This is a genomic window from Trinickia sp. Y13 (assembly GCF_029522115.1).
GTDB lineage: Bacteria > Pseudomonadota > Gammaproteobacteria > Burkholderiales > Burkholderiaceae > Trinickia.
Genome location: NZ_JAKWFK010000002.1, coordinates 648,377 through 663,783 on the forward strand (window position 1 = coordinate 648,377; position 15,407 = coordinate 663,783).

Sequence of the window (15,407 nt, forward strand, 5' to 3'; positions counted from 1 at the left end):
GAGTCAAATCAGCTTCGAATACGACGCGGCGCTGGGTCGCCCCAGGTACTTGTCGAAGATCATCGCCACGGCGCGCACGAACAGCCGCCCTTTGGGCAAGATTCGAATCGAATCTTCGTCGACGGCAACGAGCTGCGCTTGCTCGAACGGCGCGAGCGCCGCGAGCTCCCCCTGAAAGTAATGCGCGAATTCGATGCCGTGCCTGGCCTCGACTTCGCCGAATACGAGCGGCATGCTGCACATCAACGTCATCACGACTTCGCGGCGCAAGAGGTCGTCGGCGCTCAGCGTCATGCCGCGCTCGACCGGAAGGCGCCCTTCGTTCAGCCGCTCGTAATAGGTCTTCACCGAGCGCGTCGATTGACAGTAGGCCCGCCCGATCTTACCGATGGCCGACACGCCGAAACCGACCAGATCGCATTCGGCCTGCGTCGTGTAGCCCTGGAAGTTGCGATGCAGGCTGTTCTCGCTCAGCGCACGACTCAATTCGTCGTCTGGCTTGGCGAAATGATCGAGGCCGATGTAGACGTAGCCCGCGTCGAGCAGCCTGCGCGTCGCCCGCATGAAAATGCGTAGCCGGTCCTCGGCGAGCGGCAGCTCGCGCGCGTCGATGAGACGCTGCGCCTTGAAGCGCGAGGGAAGGTGAGCGTAGTTGTAGAGCGCGATGCGATCGGGGGCGAGGCGCACCACTTCGTCGAGTGTGCGCTCGAAACTAGCGACCGATTGTCGCGGCAGACCGTAGATCAAATCCATGTTGATCGACTGAAAGCCGGCGTCGCGGCTCGCGCCCAATGCACGCTCGACCATGTCGAGCGGCTGAATGCGGTTCACGGCCTGCTGCACGGCCGGATCGAAGTCCTGCACGCCGAAGCTCGTGCGATTGAAGCCGAGCGAGGCGAGCTCGGCCAATGTCGTCGGCTTTACCGTTCGCGGGTCGATCTCGACGCCCAACTCGGCGTCGGGCACGAAGTCGAAATGCCGACGCAGCCCATCGAGCAACGTGCCAAGCTCGGCCATGCTGAAAAAGGTCGGGGTGCCGCCGCCCAGATGCAGTTGCGAGGTGCGCCGATCGTCGCCCAGTTCGGGTGCGACCATCTCGATTTCGCGCAGCAGGTAGTCGAGGTACTCGGTGGCGCGCCCATGCTCGCGCGTGATGACTTTGTTGCAGGCGCAGAAATAGCAGAGCGATTCGCAAAACGGCAAATGCGCATAGACCGAGAGCGGGGGCTTGACCGCCGCGGCGGCGCGCTCGCCCAGATGAGCGCGATAGGCTGCCACGTCGAAGCTGGGCACGAATCGATCGGCGGTCGGGTAGGACGTGTAGCGCGGCCCCGCATTGTCGAAGCGGCGGATCAACGCCTCCGATATCTCGATGTCGGCGAAACGATCGAGATCCGATCCCGGTGTAGAGGACGAGGTTTCGCGGCTTGACGCCGTATCTGCAGACATATTCGTTCCCATGGACGTGCACCGCCGGCAGCGATGCCGGCTGCGATCATTATCGAACCGGCAGTCCATCAGAACTTGATGTATGTCATCAATGTTTCGTTCGGCGGCGCGCTCCTGGCGGCCGTCTTGCCTAGCCGCAAGGTCCGCGATGCGCGTAAAAGATATACAATGGATCCACTTTATAGGTGGCGTATGCGACTCACGGATTTCACGGATTACAGTTTGCGCGTGCTCATGTATGCAGCCGTGCGCTCGGACGAACTCGTCACGATTGCCGAAATCTCCGAGGCGCTAGGGATCGCGCGCGGGCATCTCGTCAAGATCGTGCATGCGCTGGGACGCGCCGGTTATCTGAGCACGACGCGCGGCCGCACGGGCGGCTTGAAGTTGGGACGGCCGGCCTCGCGCATCACGGTCGGCGATGTGGTGCGGACGATGGAGGCCGACTTTCGGATGGTGGAGTGCTTCGACACCGAGGGCAACGCCTGCGTGATTACGGCCGCATGCGGCCTGCGCGGCGTCCTCGGCACCGCGCTGCGCGCGTACTTCGAGGTGTTGGATAAGTTCACGCTGGCCGATATCGCAGCGGAGCAGGGCAAGCTATCGCGGCTGCTCGGGTTGAGCTCCACCGAGCAGCCGCTCGTGCGCATGGCGCGCAAATAGCGGGGCTCACACCGTCGCGAGCCGCCTTCGGTCAGAACGCGTTGACCGGAATCTTCAGATAGCGCACGCCGTTCGATTCGGGCGGGGGCATCTCGCCGGCCCGGATGTTGATTTGGACCGCCGGCAGGATCAGCACCGGCATCGAGAGCGTGCGATCTCGCTCCGTCCGCATTTGGACGAATGCATCCTCCGATATGCCATCGTGCAGATGCACGTTCGCACGGCGCTCTTGCTCGACGCTCGTCTCGCAGCGCGCCTCGCGCGAAGGCGGGGGATAGTCGTGACACATGAACAGGCGCGTTTGCGGCGGCAAGGCGAGTAGCTTTTGCACCGAGCGGTAAAGCGCATGGGCGTCGCCGCCGGGAAAATCGCAGCGCGCCGAACCGACGTCGGGCATGAACAGCGTGTCGCCCACGAACACCGCATCGCCGATCTGGTACGCCATGTCGGCAGGCGTGTGGCCCGGCACGTGCAGCGCGCGCCCGGTCAATTCGCCGAAGGTGAAAGTCTCGTCCGCGGCGAACAGGTGGTCGAATTGCGTCCCATCCGCGGGCACGTCGCCGCCAAGGTTGAACACGCGCTTGAACACGCCCTGAACCGTGCGGATCTGCTCGCCTATCGCCGTCTTGCCGCCCAGCTCGCGTTTCAGGTATTGGGCCGCCGAAAGATGATCGGCATGCGCATGGGTCTCGAGCAACCATTGCACCTGCAGACGATGCTCTCGCACGAACGCTATGACTCGGTCGGCCGAAGCGGTGCTCGTGCGGCCCGACTTCGGGTCGTAGTCGAGCACCGAATCGATGATGGCCGCCGGCGTGCCGTCGCCGGCATGCACGACGTACGTGAACGTCGAGGTCGCACAATCGAAGAATGGCACTACTTGGGGACGCATCGTCAATCCCTTCCAAAGTGGAGTTGCCAAACAATATATCAATTCATATAATGTTGTTCAACATATTGTTGAACCTGCACAGAACGCATTCCATGGAAAGCCAGCTTACGCCGCAAACGTTGGACCACCTGCGCCACTCGGCCACGCAGTGCTGCGCGCTCCTCAAAGCCATGGCGCATGAGGATCGGCTGCTATTGCTGTGCCAGCTCACCGAGGGCGAGCAAAACGTCGGCGAGCTCGAAGCGAGCGTCGGCCTGCATCAGCCCAGCCTGTCGCAACACTTGGGCGTGTTGCGTGAAGAAGGGCTCGTCGCCGCAAGGCGAGAGGGCAAGTACATCTATTACAGCCTCGCCAGCGAGGAAGTCATCGCCATCATGCAAACTTTGTCGAAGCTCTTTTGCGGTAAGGCCAAGGGGGCGAAGGCATGATCGTCGATATGTCGCATTTCACGCCTGCCGCGGCCGTCGCGGGCGGGCTGCTCATCGGCGCGGCCTCGGGGCTCTACATGCTGCTCAACGGCCGCATTGCCGGCATCAGCGGCATGATCGGCCGCGTGTTGGAGCCGCAAACGCTCGAACGCGCTTCGGCGCTCGCCTTTCTGCTCGGGCTCGTTGCAGCGCCGTGGTTGTGGCGGTTGGCTGCGCCGCTGCCCGCAGCCGTCATCGAAGCCTCGCCGCCCACGCTGATAGCCGCCGGTCTGCTCGTCGGGTTCGGCACGCGCTACGGCTCGGGTTGCACGAGCGGCCACGGCGTATGCGGCATCTCCCGCGGCTCGGCCCGTTCGATCGCGGCCACGCTTACGTTCCTCTCGTTAGGGTTCCTAACCGTCTTCCTGCTTCGCCACTTTTAATATGCTCGCTTTGTCCGGTTTCGCCGCAGGTCTCTTGTTCGGCTTGGGTCTCATCGTCTCCAATATGGCCAATCCCGAGAAGGTGCTCGGCTTTCTCGACCTGACCGGCCGCTGGGATCCTTCGCTCGCGTTTGTCATGGGCGGCGCCGTCGCGATCGGCGCCATCGCCTTCGCGCTTACGCGCCGGGCCAGCCGCAGCCTGCTCGGCGCACCGATCTCGTGGCCCGCGTCCACGCGCATCGATCGTGCCCTTATCCTCGGTAGCGCGATGTTCGGCGTCGGTTGGGGGCTTGCAGGCTTCTGCCCCGGCCCGGCGCTCGTCGCCGCCTCGAGCGGACAACCCAAAGCATGGCTGTTCGTGCTCGCGATGTTGGCGGGCATGAGCCTTCATTCGCTCATCACGCGGCTGCACGCCGCACGCGCCTGAAACGGAGTTCGCGCCAATGTCCACGCCATTCGTGCAGCACGATCCGACTTTTTCCACGACCGCGCAGGTGCTGCCGGACGACCTGCCCGGCATCGCCGCCGCGGGTTTCCGCTCGCTCATCTGCAATCGTCCCGACGGCGAAGGCGGCCCTTCGCAGCCGAACTCACAGGCCATGCGGGAGGCAGCCGAGCGCGCCGGGATCGCCTTCGCCTATCTGCCCGTCGAGCCTGGCAAGATGACACCCGAGCAAGCGCAAGCCTTCGCACGCTTGCTCGAAACGATGCCCAAGCCCGTGCTCGCTTATTGCCGCACGGGCAACCGGTCCGCGGGACTGTATCGAGCCGCGACCACGCCGGAGCAAGCTCCCAAGGCATCATCCATTGCGCCGGCTTGCACCTGGGAAAAGACGTTCGACGTCGTCGTCGTGGGCGGGGGCAGCGCAGGGATCGCCGTGACGGCCAGCCTGCTTCGCCGTCAACCGGGCCTCAATGTCGCGGTGATCGAGCCGCGCGACACGCACGACTATCAGCCCGCGTGGACTCTCGTCGGCGGCGGCCTGTTCGATGCACGCAAGACGCGCCGGCCGATGAGCGAAGTCATGCCCAAGGGCGTCACTTGGATTCGCGCCGCCGTCGCGAGATTCGAGCCCGACGAGAACCGGGTGCGGCTCGACACCGGTGAAGCCGTGCCTTATCGGGACCTCGTGGTTGCTCCGGGGCTGCGCCTCGCATGGGAGCGCATCGAAGGGCTCGAAGCGGTGCTCGGCAAGTATGGCGTGACGTCGAACTACCGCTACGACCTGGCGCCTTACACCTGGGAACTCGTCCGCGCGATGGGCAGCGGCACGGCGCTCTTCACGCAGCCGGCCATGCCGATCAAATGCGCGGGCGCCCCGCAAAAAGCGATGTATCTTTCCTGCGATCACTGGCAGCGCGTCGGCGCGCTCGACAAAATCAACGTCGAGTTCAATACCGATGGCGCCGTGCTGTTCGGCGTCGCCGCCTTCGTGCCCGCGCTGATGCAATACGTGTCGCGCTACCGCGCCAACCTCGCATTCGGCTCCAATCTCGTTGCCGTCGACGGGCCGAACAAGCTCGCCTATTTCGATGTCAAGGATGCCGACGGCGGCACCGAGCGCGTGGCCAAGCCTTTCGACATGCTGCATGTCGTGCCGCCGCAAGTCGCACCCGATTTTGTCCGCGACAGCCAACTGGCCGATGCAGCCGGGTGGTGCGAAGTCGATCCCGCCACGCTGCAGCATCCGCGCTATCCGAACGTGTTCGCGCTCGGCGACGCCTGCTCCGCACCCAACGCCAAGACGGCCGCCGCCGCGCGCAAGCAGGCCGTCATCGTCGCATCGAACCTGCTCGCGATGCGCGCTGGACGGCCGCTGCCGCGCCGCTACGATGGTTACGGCGCGTGCCCGTTGACGGTCGAGCGGGGCAAGGTAGTGCTGGCCGAATTCGGCTACGGCGGCAAGCTGTTGCCCACCTTTCCGCTCGATCCGCGCCGCCCGAGCGCCTTTGCTTGGCTGCTCAAAGCCAAGCTGCTGCCCTGGTTCTATTGGAACGGCATGCTCAAAGCGCGCGAATGGTTCACGGGCACGAGCGTTTGATGGACCTAGCCTGCCATGTTCGATCCATTCATCGTTAGCGCCGCGCTCGGCTCGCTCGTCGGCGTCATTCTCGCTTTGACGGGGGCCGGGGGCGGCATCGTCGCGGTGCCGCTGCTCGTCTTCGGTTTAGGGCTCGATGTCGCGACCGCCGGGCCCATCGGGCTAGCTGCAGTCGGGCTCGCCGCGGCGCTAGGCGCTTTGCTCGCGTTGCGCGAGGGGCGCGTGCGGTACAAGGCCGCGGCGCTGATGGCAGGCGCGGGCGCGCTCGTCTCGCCGCTCGGCCTATGGCTCGCGCGGCGGGTTCCGAATGCGCCGCTCATGCTGCTGTTTGCGTTCGTGCTGTTTTACGTTGCCGCGCGCATGTTGCTGCAGCATTTCGGGCGCGCGTCGCGCAAGCCGGTGCAGGCGCCGAGCGACGCGGCGTGCCGCATCGATCACGCGCGCGGCAAACTCGTCTGGACCGCGCCTTGCGCACGCGCGTTGACGCTATCGGGCGCGATCGCGGGCCTGCTGTCGGGGTTGCTGGGCGTCGGTGGCGGCTTTGTCATCGTGCCCGCGTTGCGGCGCGTCTCGGACATCGCGATAGAGAACATCATGGCCACCTCGCTCGCGGTCATCGCGCTCGTATCGGTGTCGGGCGTCGTCGCATCCGGGCTAGCCGGTCAGATGGCGTGGGCGGCGGCGTTGCCGTTCACCGCCGGTGCGATCGCCGGCATGCTCGGCGGGCGGCTCCTAGCCCGGCGGCTGAGCGGTGCACGCCTGCAGCAAGCGTTCGCCGTCTTCGCGGGCGCCATCGCCGTGGCGATGGCCGTCAAAGCCCTCACGCAGCTTTGACGGCAACGCCGGTTACGGCTGGCCTGCGTAGTAGCGCGCCGCCGCTTCGATTTCTGCGGGCGTCATCTGCCGCGCGACATTGCGCATTTGCTCGTTGATGTCGTTGTGACGATCGCCCGCGGCGAAAGCCTGCAATTGCGCACGAATATAGACCTCCGGCTCGCCTTCGAGCCAAGGCGTGCCCGTCTTGTGATCGGCGGCGCCGTGGCACGATGCGCATGGTGCGATGTTGCGCATCGGCGAGCCCGTCGCGACGATCGGCGGCACGACCTGGTTGGCCGGATGGTAGCCGGGTAGCTTAGGCAGATACGCGTAGTACGCGGCGAGGTCGCGCATATCCTGATCGGACAGCGTCTGCACCATCGGGCTCATCACCGCATTCGTGCGCGCACCGGTCTGGAAGTCCTTCAACTGCTTGTAGACGACCGTTTCGTATTGGCCGGCGAGGTTCGGCGAATTGGCTTGACTGACACCTTGCGGCCCGTGGCACATCGAACAGCGCAACGCAAGCGTCGCGCCGCGGCCGATCGACAGCGCATCGGCATTGGCGAACATCGTCGGCGTCACGACGACTTGGCTCGTCTTCACGCGCGAGGTCACCGGGGTCGAAACGAACCATTGTTGCGGAACCCCGGCCGCGCTGCAGATCGCGTTCCAGACGCCGGCGAATTGCGAACCGGTTTGGACGGACGGCAACCAGATGAAGCCGATCAAGATCGAAACCACGGCCACGCCCGCGGTCAAGCCTACGCTAACCGTAAACCACCGGTTGCGCAGCGAGAACAAGCGTTCGGTGCTCATCGTGCGCCCCCCATGTAGATAGCCGGCACCGAGGTTTGCTTGAGGACGAGCAACTGCGCAATCGGATAGCCGTAGTTGACGACGGTCAGCGCGATCATCAGCGCGACCCACAAGCCGAAGCTATTGAGCGCGATCGGCAATGTCTTGGGCGGATGCACGGCGGTGCTGAATGTGAATTTCTGCGGCGCCGCGGCCGGTCCGCGATGGCCACGCGCGAGCACGATGAAGAACAGCACGGCGGAAGCGACGAGAATCAGCGCGCCGACGAACGACATATCGACGGTGATGGCCTCGGGGGCGAGCGCCGGATTGCTGTAGTCGAAGTACGCCATGCGCCGCGGCATGCCGAGAATCCCGGCATAGTGCCAGGGGAACGTCGTCACTATCATGCCGATGAACCACAGCCAAAGTTGCCAGCGCATGAGCTTCACGCTCGTCAGCACGCGGCCCGTGAGCTGCGGCCAGAGGTCGTAAGCGATCGCGAAGTACATGATGACGATCGCGCCGCCGAAGATCAGATGGAAGTGGCCCGTGATCCACTGCGTATTGTGGATCGTCGAATCGAGCTGGTAGCTCATGTTGATGAGCCCGCCCGCGCCGCCGAAGCCGAGCATGACGAACGAAAAGGCGACGGCCAGCATCATCGGCTCATGCCAGGGCAGGGCGCGCAGCCAACCGAACGGTCCGCGTCCGCCGCGCAGGCGTCCCGCGATTTCGATCGAAGCGCAGATCGTGAACACCGTCAGCAGCGTCGGCACCGATACGAATGCCGTGAACACCGATTGCAGGAACTTGAAGCCCGAGCCGACTTGCGGATCGGCGAACAAGTGATGGATACCGATCGGCATCGCGACCACGAGGAACAGAATGAACGAGATGCGCGCCATCGCATCGCTGTAGAGCCGGCCCCCGACTGCGCGCGGCACGAGCGTGTAGTACGCGATGTAGGCCGGCATCAGCCAGAAATAGACGATCGCATGCAGCGTCCAAGAGAAGAACACGCGAGCGAGGCCCGAATCGATGGTCGTCTTCAGGCCGAGGGCGACAGGCAGAATCTGGAACAAGATCTCGATCGCGGCGCCCACGGCGGTCCAGGCCCACAAGTACGATCCGGCCACGTTGGCGAACATCGGCAACGGCACGGGCTTGCCGGGGTTCGCGCGCTTCCACGTGCGCAGATTGATCGACATCAGCGCGACCCAGATCCACGATCCCACGACGACGAGCACGATGCCGATGTAATAGAAGGGATTACCGACCATCGGAGGATAGAACGTATAAAGCACCGATGCGCGGCCAAGCGAGACGGGGATCATCGCCGTGATCGAACCGATCGCGACCAGCCACCAGCCGATCCACGCCCAACGCTTGCCCACGAGCGGCTGCTCGAGCGACAGCTCGCTGATCGCATAGCCGAAGCCCATCGCGATCAACGTCGGGAACACGTACCCCATGACGGAGCCGTGCGCCGTGACGGAGCGGTAGTAGAGCTCGGGCTGCCTGAGCCATATATGCAGGGGGCTGCGCACGTACATCTGCCAGGCGCCGAGCAACAGCGCGACGCCGAACGTGGCGAAGGCGAACCAGAAGTGTGCGAGTACGAGTCGTCTGTTATTGAGCACAGCTAAGCCTCCGAGCATTGGCCGCGAGCTTGTCGAATGCGGCGCGATCGAGCACTTTCACGTGCGCCCACATGCCCTCGTGACCCGTGCCGCAGTATTCGTGGCAGGGCATCAAGTGATCGCCGCTTTCGGGAAAGCTCGTCTTGAAGGTCGAGACATACCCCGGCTCGACCATGGAATTGATATTCGTATTGGCGATGAGAAAGCCATGCACGACGTCGGCGCTCGTCGCGCGAAACGTGATGGGTGTGTCCGCCGGCACGACGATGCACTGCGGCGTGAACGAGTACTGCTGCGCGATGATACGCACCGTGACAGAGCCGTCGGTCTCGACGGCGCTGCCCAGGTTGCTTTCGATGAATTCACCCGATACGTGAAGCGTCGTCGGGTCTATCGTTTCGACGCGCGAGGGCGGCATCGCGGCCCAATGCAACCCGGTGAAGACGACCATCGCAATGAGGAGCAGGATGATCGCGACCGAGACGGCCGCCCATTTGCGCTCCACGCGTGCGGCAACCGCGGCGCCTTCGTCGTGGTTGGAAGATGGAATGTTCGACATGTCGCTCGCTCAGTGGATGACGCCGCGCGGCAAAAAGACTAGGAAGTAGAACGCGAACCAGAGCGCCACGACGATGGCGGTGGCGATGCCGGCCACCGCGATCGCCCCCGCTGGCCCCGAGCGAACGATCTCGTCCACGCGCTCGTCTTCTTGATCACCGGCGCCCGCTCGCGCCTCGTTGTTCGGATTCATGGCGTGCCTCGATTCAATTAAGCGTCGCGGAGCGCAAAGCATTGGCTTCCTTGGCCGTGACCGGCGTGCCGCGGTTGCCCCAAGCCGTGCGAATGAAGGTGACCACCGCCGCGACTTCCTCGTCCGACAACGACTGGGCGAACGGCGGCATGCCGTAAGGCGCGGGGTTTTTCATCGTGCCGGGGGCATAGCCGCCGTTGAGCACCATGCGAATCGGATTGACCGCAGAAGTCATTTGGATCGACTGATTGTTCGCGAGCGGCGGAAAATCGGGCAGCTTGCCTTCGCCGCGCTTGCCGTGACAAGTGGCGCACTGTGCGTCGTAGATCTTCGCGCCGAGCCGCACGAGCAGCTCGCGCTCTTCGCCCGACATCGCACTCTTGCCGTTCGCGCCGTTCTCGCCCCCGTGTTGCGGCAACGACTTCAGATAGACGGCCATCGCGCGCACGTCGTCGTCGGACAGGTACTGCAAGCTGTCGTAGACCACTTCGGCCATCGGGCCGTACACCGCACCGCGTTTGGCTACGCCTTTTTGCAGCAGATCGGAGATGTCTTCGATGCTCCAATCGCCGAGACCGGCTTCCTTGTTGGACGTGAGCGAGGGCGCGTACCAGTCCTGCATCGGAATCAACCCGCCTTCGAATGCCTTGGACTCCGAGCTCCCACCGAGCGCATTGATCGCCGTATGGCACATCGAGCAGTGGCCGAGCCCCTGCACGAGATAAGCGCCCCGGTTCCATTCGACCGAACGCGTCGGATCGGCTTGGTATTCGCCTTCACGGAAATACAGCGTGCGCCAACCGAGCAGCAACTCGCGGTTGTTGTACGGGAAGCGCATCTCGTGCGGCCGGTTCGGCTGATTCACGGGCGGCACCGAGCGCAGGTACGCGAAGATCGCATCCGAATCCGCGCGCGTGACCTTCGTATAAGCGCCATAGGGCATCGCGGGATACAGTAGCGAACCGTCGCGCGAGCGGCCCGTGTGCATCATTTGATAAAACTCGTCGGCGGTCCATTTGCCGATGCCCGTTTGGTTATCGGGGGTGATGTTCGGAGAGTAAAGCGTGCCGAACGGCGTCGGCATGGCGCGTCCGCCCGCGAACAGTTTATCGCCGGGCTGCGTATGGCAGGCCACGCAATCGCCGGCGCGCGCAAGGTACTCGCCGCGCTTGACGATGTCGGCCGACGCGCCGCTCGGACCCTGGGCGAAAGCGAGTGCGCTCGATGCGGCAAGTGCGAGGCCCGCGCCCGCGCGAGCGAGCGTGCGTGTAAGAGAAAGAATGGCAGGCACGAAAGACTCCATCATTGCGGTTCGCTGCCGCAACGCAGCGGCATCTTCAAGCTTCCCGCGGGAGCGAAAGCGGGATTGGCCGGACCCGGCGACGCCGCAAGCCATGCTGCGACGGCCGTGATGTCATCGTTCGTCAAACGCGAAGCGACCTCATGCATGCAATCGGGTGCGTACGATTTGCGCGTGCCGTAACGCCATGCGCCCAATTGCGCGCTGATGTAGTCGGCGTGCAAGCCGAGCAGGCCGGGGATCGCCGGCTCCATGCCGGTCAACGCCGCGCCGTGGCACGAAGCGCAGGCGGGGATGTCCTTGGACGGATCGCCCCGCTTCGCCAGTTGCTGCCCGCGCGCAAGCAGGGAGGCGGGGATGGCCGGCGTCGATGCGGGCGGATAGGGCGGGCGTTGGCTCGCGAAGTACTCGGCGATCCGATGCAGATAGGCATCGGGCAGATACGCGAGCAAGTAGTTCATCGGCGGATACTGCCGATGACCGTCGCGAAAGGCGATCAGTTGGTTGTAGAGATAGCCCGCGGGTTTGCCCGCCAGGCGCGGAAAGTAGTCGTTATCGGTGCCTTCGCCTTTTGCGCCGTGGCAGGCCGCGCAGGCCAGCACTCGCGCTTGCATCGTATCGGGCGCCCGCTCCGTTTGCGCATCTTGCGCGTGAGCGGCCCCCCCCAACACCAGGCTCGCAAAGACAGCCACTACAGCAGCAGTTCTTCTTCTCAGCATCACTTCATCGTCTCCGGGGACACCCAACGATATGCGGCGCGCCCACGGCTTTCACGGCTTAAGCCTCGCAGCGGTGCGGACCGAAACGGCAATGCGTCTTCTCTAGCTGTGCCGTCGATTCTAATCAAAACAGACGAAATCCCACAGCACTGTCTGCAGCGAGAGGACGCACTCGAAACCCGATGCGGCATTGAGTCTCGATTCGATCGCCAAAACCCGACGATTAGAACATGGACCGATACCTCACGGGTTGATCTAAATCAGACCTGCGCCAGTCGGACGCACCCTGTGCGCAGCCCTTGCGACGGTTGGTCGCGCGGGTTATGCGTGACAAATGTCGCGTAACGCAAGAAGCTAGCCAGAATGGCCTTCGTCGGAGGGTGGGGGCGCTTCGTTGTAGGAATCGGCTGACACCGAGTGAGCGAGGGCCGACAAAACTCTCGGCGCAACCCGATAGGCTCGGGTGGGCCGCCAGCGGACACTTTGTGTCGACAGCCGTTGCATGCCGCCTGCGATGCGGGTGTGGGGCGTAAGCCGTCCCGCGTTTATCGATCAAACCAAGGAGAGCATGACATGTTCGGTGCCAGCGAACGAGCCAGCGCGCGCGACGCGATGAGCAAGACCCCACTGCCCATTTCCGCGCGTGCCGAGACGATCAAGCGTTCGCCCGCCGTACGTGGCACTTCGTCTTCCTGCAAGAATTGCACGCTGCGCTCCGTGTGTTCCGTCAATCCCGACGAGCTCGCGTGCTCGCGGCAAATGGACGACTTGATCCTCGGGTATCGCCACGTCAAGAAGGGCGATGCGCTCTATCGGGTCGGCGATGCGTTCCGCAATCTGTATGCCGTGCGCACGGGCTCGTACAAGAAAGTCACGTTGCTGGCCGATGGCCGCGAACAAGTCACGGGCTTCTACGTCTCGGGAGAATTGCTCGGCGCCGATGGCATCTCGACGGACCACTATGCAAGCGATGTCATTGCACTCGAAGACAGCAGCGTATGCGTGATGCCGTTCGATCTGCTCGAATTGCTCAGCCGCGAAGTCAAGGCCGTGCAACATAACGTTTTTCGCATGCTCAGCGCCGATCTCGTTCGCGAAAGCAATGCATTGATGCTGCTCGGCACGATGACGGCCGACGAACGGGTCGCCGCGTTCCTGCTGGATTTATCGCGTCGGTGGCAGGCGCGCTCGTACTCGCCCAATGCGTTCGTGTTGCGCATGACGCGGGAGGAGACGGGGAGCTTTCTCGGGCTCAAGCTCGAAACGGTCAGTCGAACGTTGTCGCGCTTTCAAAAGCAGGGGCTCATCAAGGTGCACGGCAAAGAGGTCGAAATTTTGGATCTCGACGGCCTCTCCGATGTGGCACGGCGATCCGTGTGAGCGAGGAGCCGACCGGCACGATGTTTGCGTGATCGTTGTCATGCTGTTTTCATAAACAGGGAGACGATCGTGAAACCGTTCAGACGATTCAAGTTCGCCGGTGCGGCCGGCGCCGTCGTGGTCGCGCTTCTGACAGGCTGCACGCTGGGCGGCGCAGCCGTAGGCGGGTATGCGGGCAACAAGCTGACCCACGGCAGCACGGCCGGCACGGTCGGCGGTGCGGTGGCCGGCGGCATAGTCGGCTACGAGCTCAGCAAATAACGGCACGACGCTTGCAAAAAAAGGGGCGCTCGGTCTCCGAGCGCCCCTTCTCATTCGAACTACGACGCAGCCGCTAGGCGGCCTCGACCGCTAGGTCAGAACTTGTGACGAATGCCCACGCGTGCGGCCAGTTGCGAGTGCGAATCCGAACCCGACGTGCTGAAGAAGCCCGCCGAATCGCCGATTTGCGCTTGCACGCGCGTCGCGCCGTTGTTACCCGAGGCGATCTGGTAGATCCCGAGCACATAGACGTCGGTGCGCTTGCTGAGCGCGTAGTCCAAGCTCAAGTCGACTTGATTGAAGTGGCCCTTGGCGGCATCGTTCAAATGCATGTACGTGTAGCCGAGGCCAGCCGAGAGCGCCGGCGTGAATGCATATTTCGCACCCACGTCATAGGCGTCGAACAGCAGCGCCGTGCCGGCGACCGGCACGAAGCGCGTGTTCGTCCACAGCGCCCAGAACGTCGCCGGGCCGAGCAGATAGCGCGCACCCAAGCCGAACGTGCGCAGTTCTTGCACGTTGGTCAGCGCCGTGTTCGCGATCGTCGCGTTACCCGGATAGCGAATATCCGTGTAGGCCGCGCCCACGCCGACGGGGCCAGCCGCGTAGTTCAATCCGAAGCTGTAGGTGCGCGACGAACCCGGGTTCGCGGCGCCGTTCGCGAGCGAACCTGCAAACGCACCGGCTTGGTTCGAGAAGCCGTACAACGCGCCGAACGTGACGCCCGAGAAGTTCGCGCTAGCGAATTTGACGGAGTTGTCGATGCGGCTCGATGCGAGTTGGTCGACGTCGTTGATGTGGAAGGCATAGTTGCCTGCCACCGTGTTGCCGCCGGTGGAATAAGCGGCCAACACGTCCGTCGACAGCGAGTACTGACGGCCGAACGTCAGCGCGCCGACGCCGTTTTTCGCGAGACCAACGTAGGCTTGGCGGCCGAATTCGCGGTTGCCTTGCCCCAGCGTGCCATTAGCAATGCTGAAGCCGTTTTCGAGGGTGAAGATCGCCTTGAGGCCGCCGCCCAGATCTTCGCTGCCCTTCAGGCCCCAGCGCGTGCCTTGTGCAACGCCGTCATCGAACTTCGCAAGGCGGCTCGAATGCCCCGTCGCGTCGCGGCTGTTGTTGACGTAGCTCACGCCCGCGTCGATCACACCGTAAAGCGTCACGCTGCTTTGTGCATGCGCTGCAACGCCGATGCTGCTAAGCACGGCGGCGACAAGAATACGTTTGTTCATCATTGTATTGATTGGTCCGTTTGTGGAATGGAAAGCGGCCCCATTAGCGCCGGGGCGAATTCTTGCCGATTTTCATTGGCGTTTTATGAACTTTTTGTTTAACGTGGCATTTTGTCTACACCGATTATTTCAATCGGCGCAATACACTCATGCACACGATGTGCGAATCATGCCGGCGGCCACGGTATGGTGCGTCGTTTCGTCGATCAGCACGAACGCGCCCGTCCCCGGATGCACGTCGTAGGCATCGCAAACGATCGGCTTTTGCAGCGTCAACGCCACGCGCCCGATATCGTTCATCGCCAATGCGCCCTTCTCGCTCGTATGCGAGAGCGTATGCACATCGAGTACTTCCTTGATCGCGCCGATGCGCGCAAATACCGTATGCGTCGTTTGCTTGAGCAGATATTTACGCTGCGTCGAAAGCGGCTCTTCATCGAACCAGCATAAATCCGCTTCGAGCTTCTTGGCCGGTTGCGGCGCATCTTGCGCGGCCACGAACGTGTCGCCGCGCGACACGTCCACGTCCTGCGCCAGGCGAATCGTCACCGTCTGCCCCGCAAACGCGCGATCGACCTGCGCCGTGCCGCCCGGCACCGGCGCGATGATCT

The 15,407-nt window shown here is 63.6% G+C and carries 17 protein-coding genes and 1 pseudogene; 8 read left to right on the plus strand and 10 right to left on the minus strand.

The window, feature by feature from the left end; translation table 11 throughout:
• Positions 1–3 precede the first annotated feature (3 nt).
• Positions 4–1,449: an oxygen-independent coproporphyrinogen III oxidase gene (gene hemN, locus MMB74_RS06115; RefSeq protein ID WP_277427690.1), complete on the minus strand. Its 1,446-nt coding sequence runs from the start codon at positions 1,447–1,449 to the stop codon at positions 4–6.
• A 192-nt stretch (positions 1,450–1,641) separates the two neighbouring features.
• Between hemN and MMB74_RS06120 the strand changes: the two genes are divergently transcribed.
• A complete protein-coding gene (locus tag MMB74_RS06120) occupies positions 1,642–2,112 on the plus strand; it encodes an Rrf2 family transcriptional regulator (RefSeq protein ID WP_277427691.1) in 471 nt (156 codons plus the stop codon).
• Positions 2,113–2,143: 31 nt separating this feature from the next.
• On the opposite strand, the gene MMB74_RS06125 is transcribed toward MMB74_RS06120, so the two are convergent.
• On the minus strand, positions 2,144–3,004 hold the full coding sequence (locus MMB74_RS06125) for an MBL fold metallo-hydrolase (RefSeq protein ID WP_277427692.1): 861 nt from the start codon (positions 3,002–3,004) through the stop codon (positions 2,144–2,146).
• A gap of 92 nt (positions 3,005–3,096) precedes the next feature.
• On the opposite strand from MMB74_RS06125, the gene MMB74_RS06130 reads away from it, so the two are divergent.
• From MMB74_RS06130 to MMB74_RS06150, 5 genes are read left to right on the plus strand one after another with little or no spacing between them, the layout of a single operon-like run.
• Positions 3,097–3,432, plus strand: coding sequence for a metalloregulator ArsR/SmtB family transcription factor (locus tag MMB74_RS06130; protein WP_277427693.1), 336 nt, complete (start codon positions 3,097–3,099; stop codon positions 3,430–3,432).
• Positions 3,429–3,854, plus strand: a complete 426-nt coding sequence (locus MMB74_RS06135) for a YeeE/YedE family protein (protein WP_277427694.1) — start codon at positions 3,429–3,431, stop codon at positions 3,852–3,854. Before MMB74_RS06130 ends, MMB74_RS06135 begins: the two co-directional genes overlap by 4 nt.
• Before the next feature lies 1 nt (position 3,855).
• Positions 3,856–4,281, plus strand: coding sequence for a YeeE/YedE family protein (locus MMB74_RS06140; protein ID WP_277427695.1), 426 nt, complete (start codon positions 3,856–3,858; stop codon positions 4,279–4,281).
• Between the two features lie 16 nt (positions 4,282–4,297).
• Positions 4,298–5,896 (plus strand): bifunctional protein tyrosine phosphatase family protein/NAD(P)/FAD-dependent oxidoreductase, encoded by a 1,599-nt coding sequence (locus MMB74_RS06145; protein ID WP_277427696.1) that lies wholly within the window; start codon positions 4,298–4,300, stop codon positions 5,894–5,896.
• 15 nt (positions 5,897–5,911) lie between these two features.
• Positions 5,912–6,730 carry a sulfite exporter TauE/SafE family protein gene (locus MMB74_RS06150; protein ID WP_277427697.1) on the plus strand — a complete coding sequence of 273 codons (819 nt, stop codon included), beginning with the start codon at positions 5,912–5,914 and terminating at the stop codon, positions 6,728–6,730.
• Positions 6,731–6,742: 12 nt separating this feature from the next.
• On the opposite strand, the gene MMB74_RS06155 is transcribed toward MMB74_RS06150, so the two are convergent.
• From MMB74_RS06155 to MMB74_RS06180, 6 genes are read right to left on the minus strand one after another with little or no spacing between them, the layout of a single operon-like run.
• Entirely contained in the window at positions 6,743–7,531 is a 789-nt protein-coding gene (locus MMB74_RS06155) for a c-type cytochrome (RefSeq protein WP_277427698.1), read from the minus strand.
• Complete coding sequence (locus tag MMB74_RS06160; RefSeq protein WP_277427699.1) at positions 7,528–9,153, minus strand: b(o/a)3-type cytochrome-c oxidase subunit 1; 1,626 nt, start codon at positions 9,151–9,153, stop codon at positions 7,528–7,530. Before MMB74_RS06160 ends, MMB74_RS06155 begins: the two co-directional genes overlap by 4 nt.
• Positions 9,143–9,712: a cytochrome C oxidase subunit II gene (locus MMB74_RS06165; RefSeq protein WP_277427700.1), complete on the minus strand. Its 570-nt coding sequence runs from the start codon at positions 9,710–9,712 to the stop codon at positions 9,143–9,145. Before MMB74_RS06165 ends, MMB74_RS06160 begins: the two co-directional genes overlap by 11 nt.
• A gap of 9 nt (positions 9,713–9,721) precedes the next feature.
• On the minus strand, positions 9,722–9,904 hold the full coding sequence (locus MMB74_RS06170) for a hypothetical protein (RefSeq protein WP_277427701.1): 183 nt from the start codon (positions 9,902–9,904) through the stop codon (positions 9,722–9,724).
• 13 nt (positions 9,905–9,917) lie between these two features.
• The gene (locus MMB74_RS06175) at positions 9,918–11,195 is read right to left on the minus strand and encodes a cytochrome c (protein ID WP_277427702.1); all 1,278 of its coding nucleotides are present in this window, start codon (positions 11,193–11,195) and stop codon (positions 9,918–9,920) included.
• An 11-nt stretch (positions 11,196–11,206) separates the two neighbouring features.
• On the minus strand, positions 11,207–11,818 hold the full coding sequence (locus MMB74_RS06180; RefSeq protein WP_277427739.1) for a c-type cytochrome: 612 nt from the start codon (positions 11,816–11,818) through the stop codon (positions 11,207–11,209).
• A gap of 678 nt (positions 11,819–12,496) precedes the next feature.
• On the opposite strand from MMB74_RS06180, the gene MMB74_RS06185 reads away from it, so the two are divergent.
• Together MMB74_RS06185 and MMB74_RS06190 are read left to right on the plus strand one after the other, a co-directional pair.
• Entirely contained in the window at positions 12,497–13,303 is an 807-nt protein-coding gene (locus MMB74_RS06185) for a helix-turn-helix domain-containing protein (RefSeq protein WP_277427703.1), read from the plus strand.
• Positions 13,304–13,420: 117 nt separating this feature from the next.
• On the plus strand, positions 13,421–13,564 hold the full coding sequence (locus MMB74_RS06190; protein WP_277427740.1) for a glycine zipper 2TM domain-containing protein: 144 nt from the start codon (positions 13,421–13,423) through the stop codon (positions 13,562–13,564).
• Between the two features lie 95 nt (positions 13,565–13,659).
• Here the strand turns inward: MMB74_RS06190 and MMB74_RS06195 are convergent, their stop codons facing one another.
• The gene (locus MMB74_RS06195) at positions 13,660–14,796 is read right to left on the minus strand and encodes a porin (RefSeq protein ID WP_277427741.1); all 1,137 of its coding nucleotides are present in this window, start codon (positions 14,794–14,796) and stop codon (positions 13,660–13,662) included.
• 147 nt (positions 14,797–14,943) lie between these two features.
• A pseudogene (locus tag MMB74_RS06200) lies at positions 14,944–15,407 on the minus strand (sulfate adenylyltransferase); the annotation flags it as partial.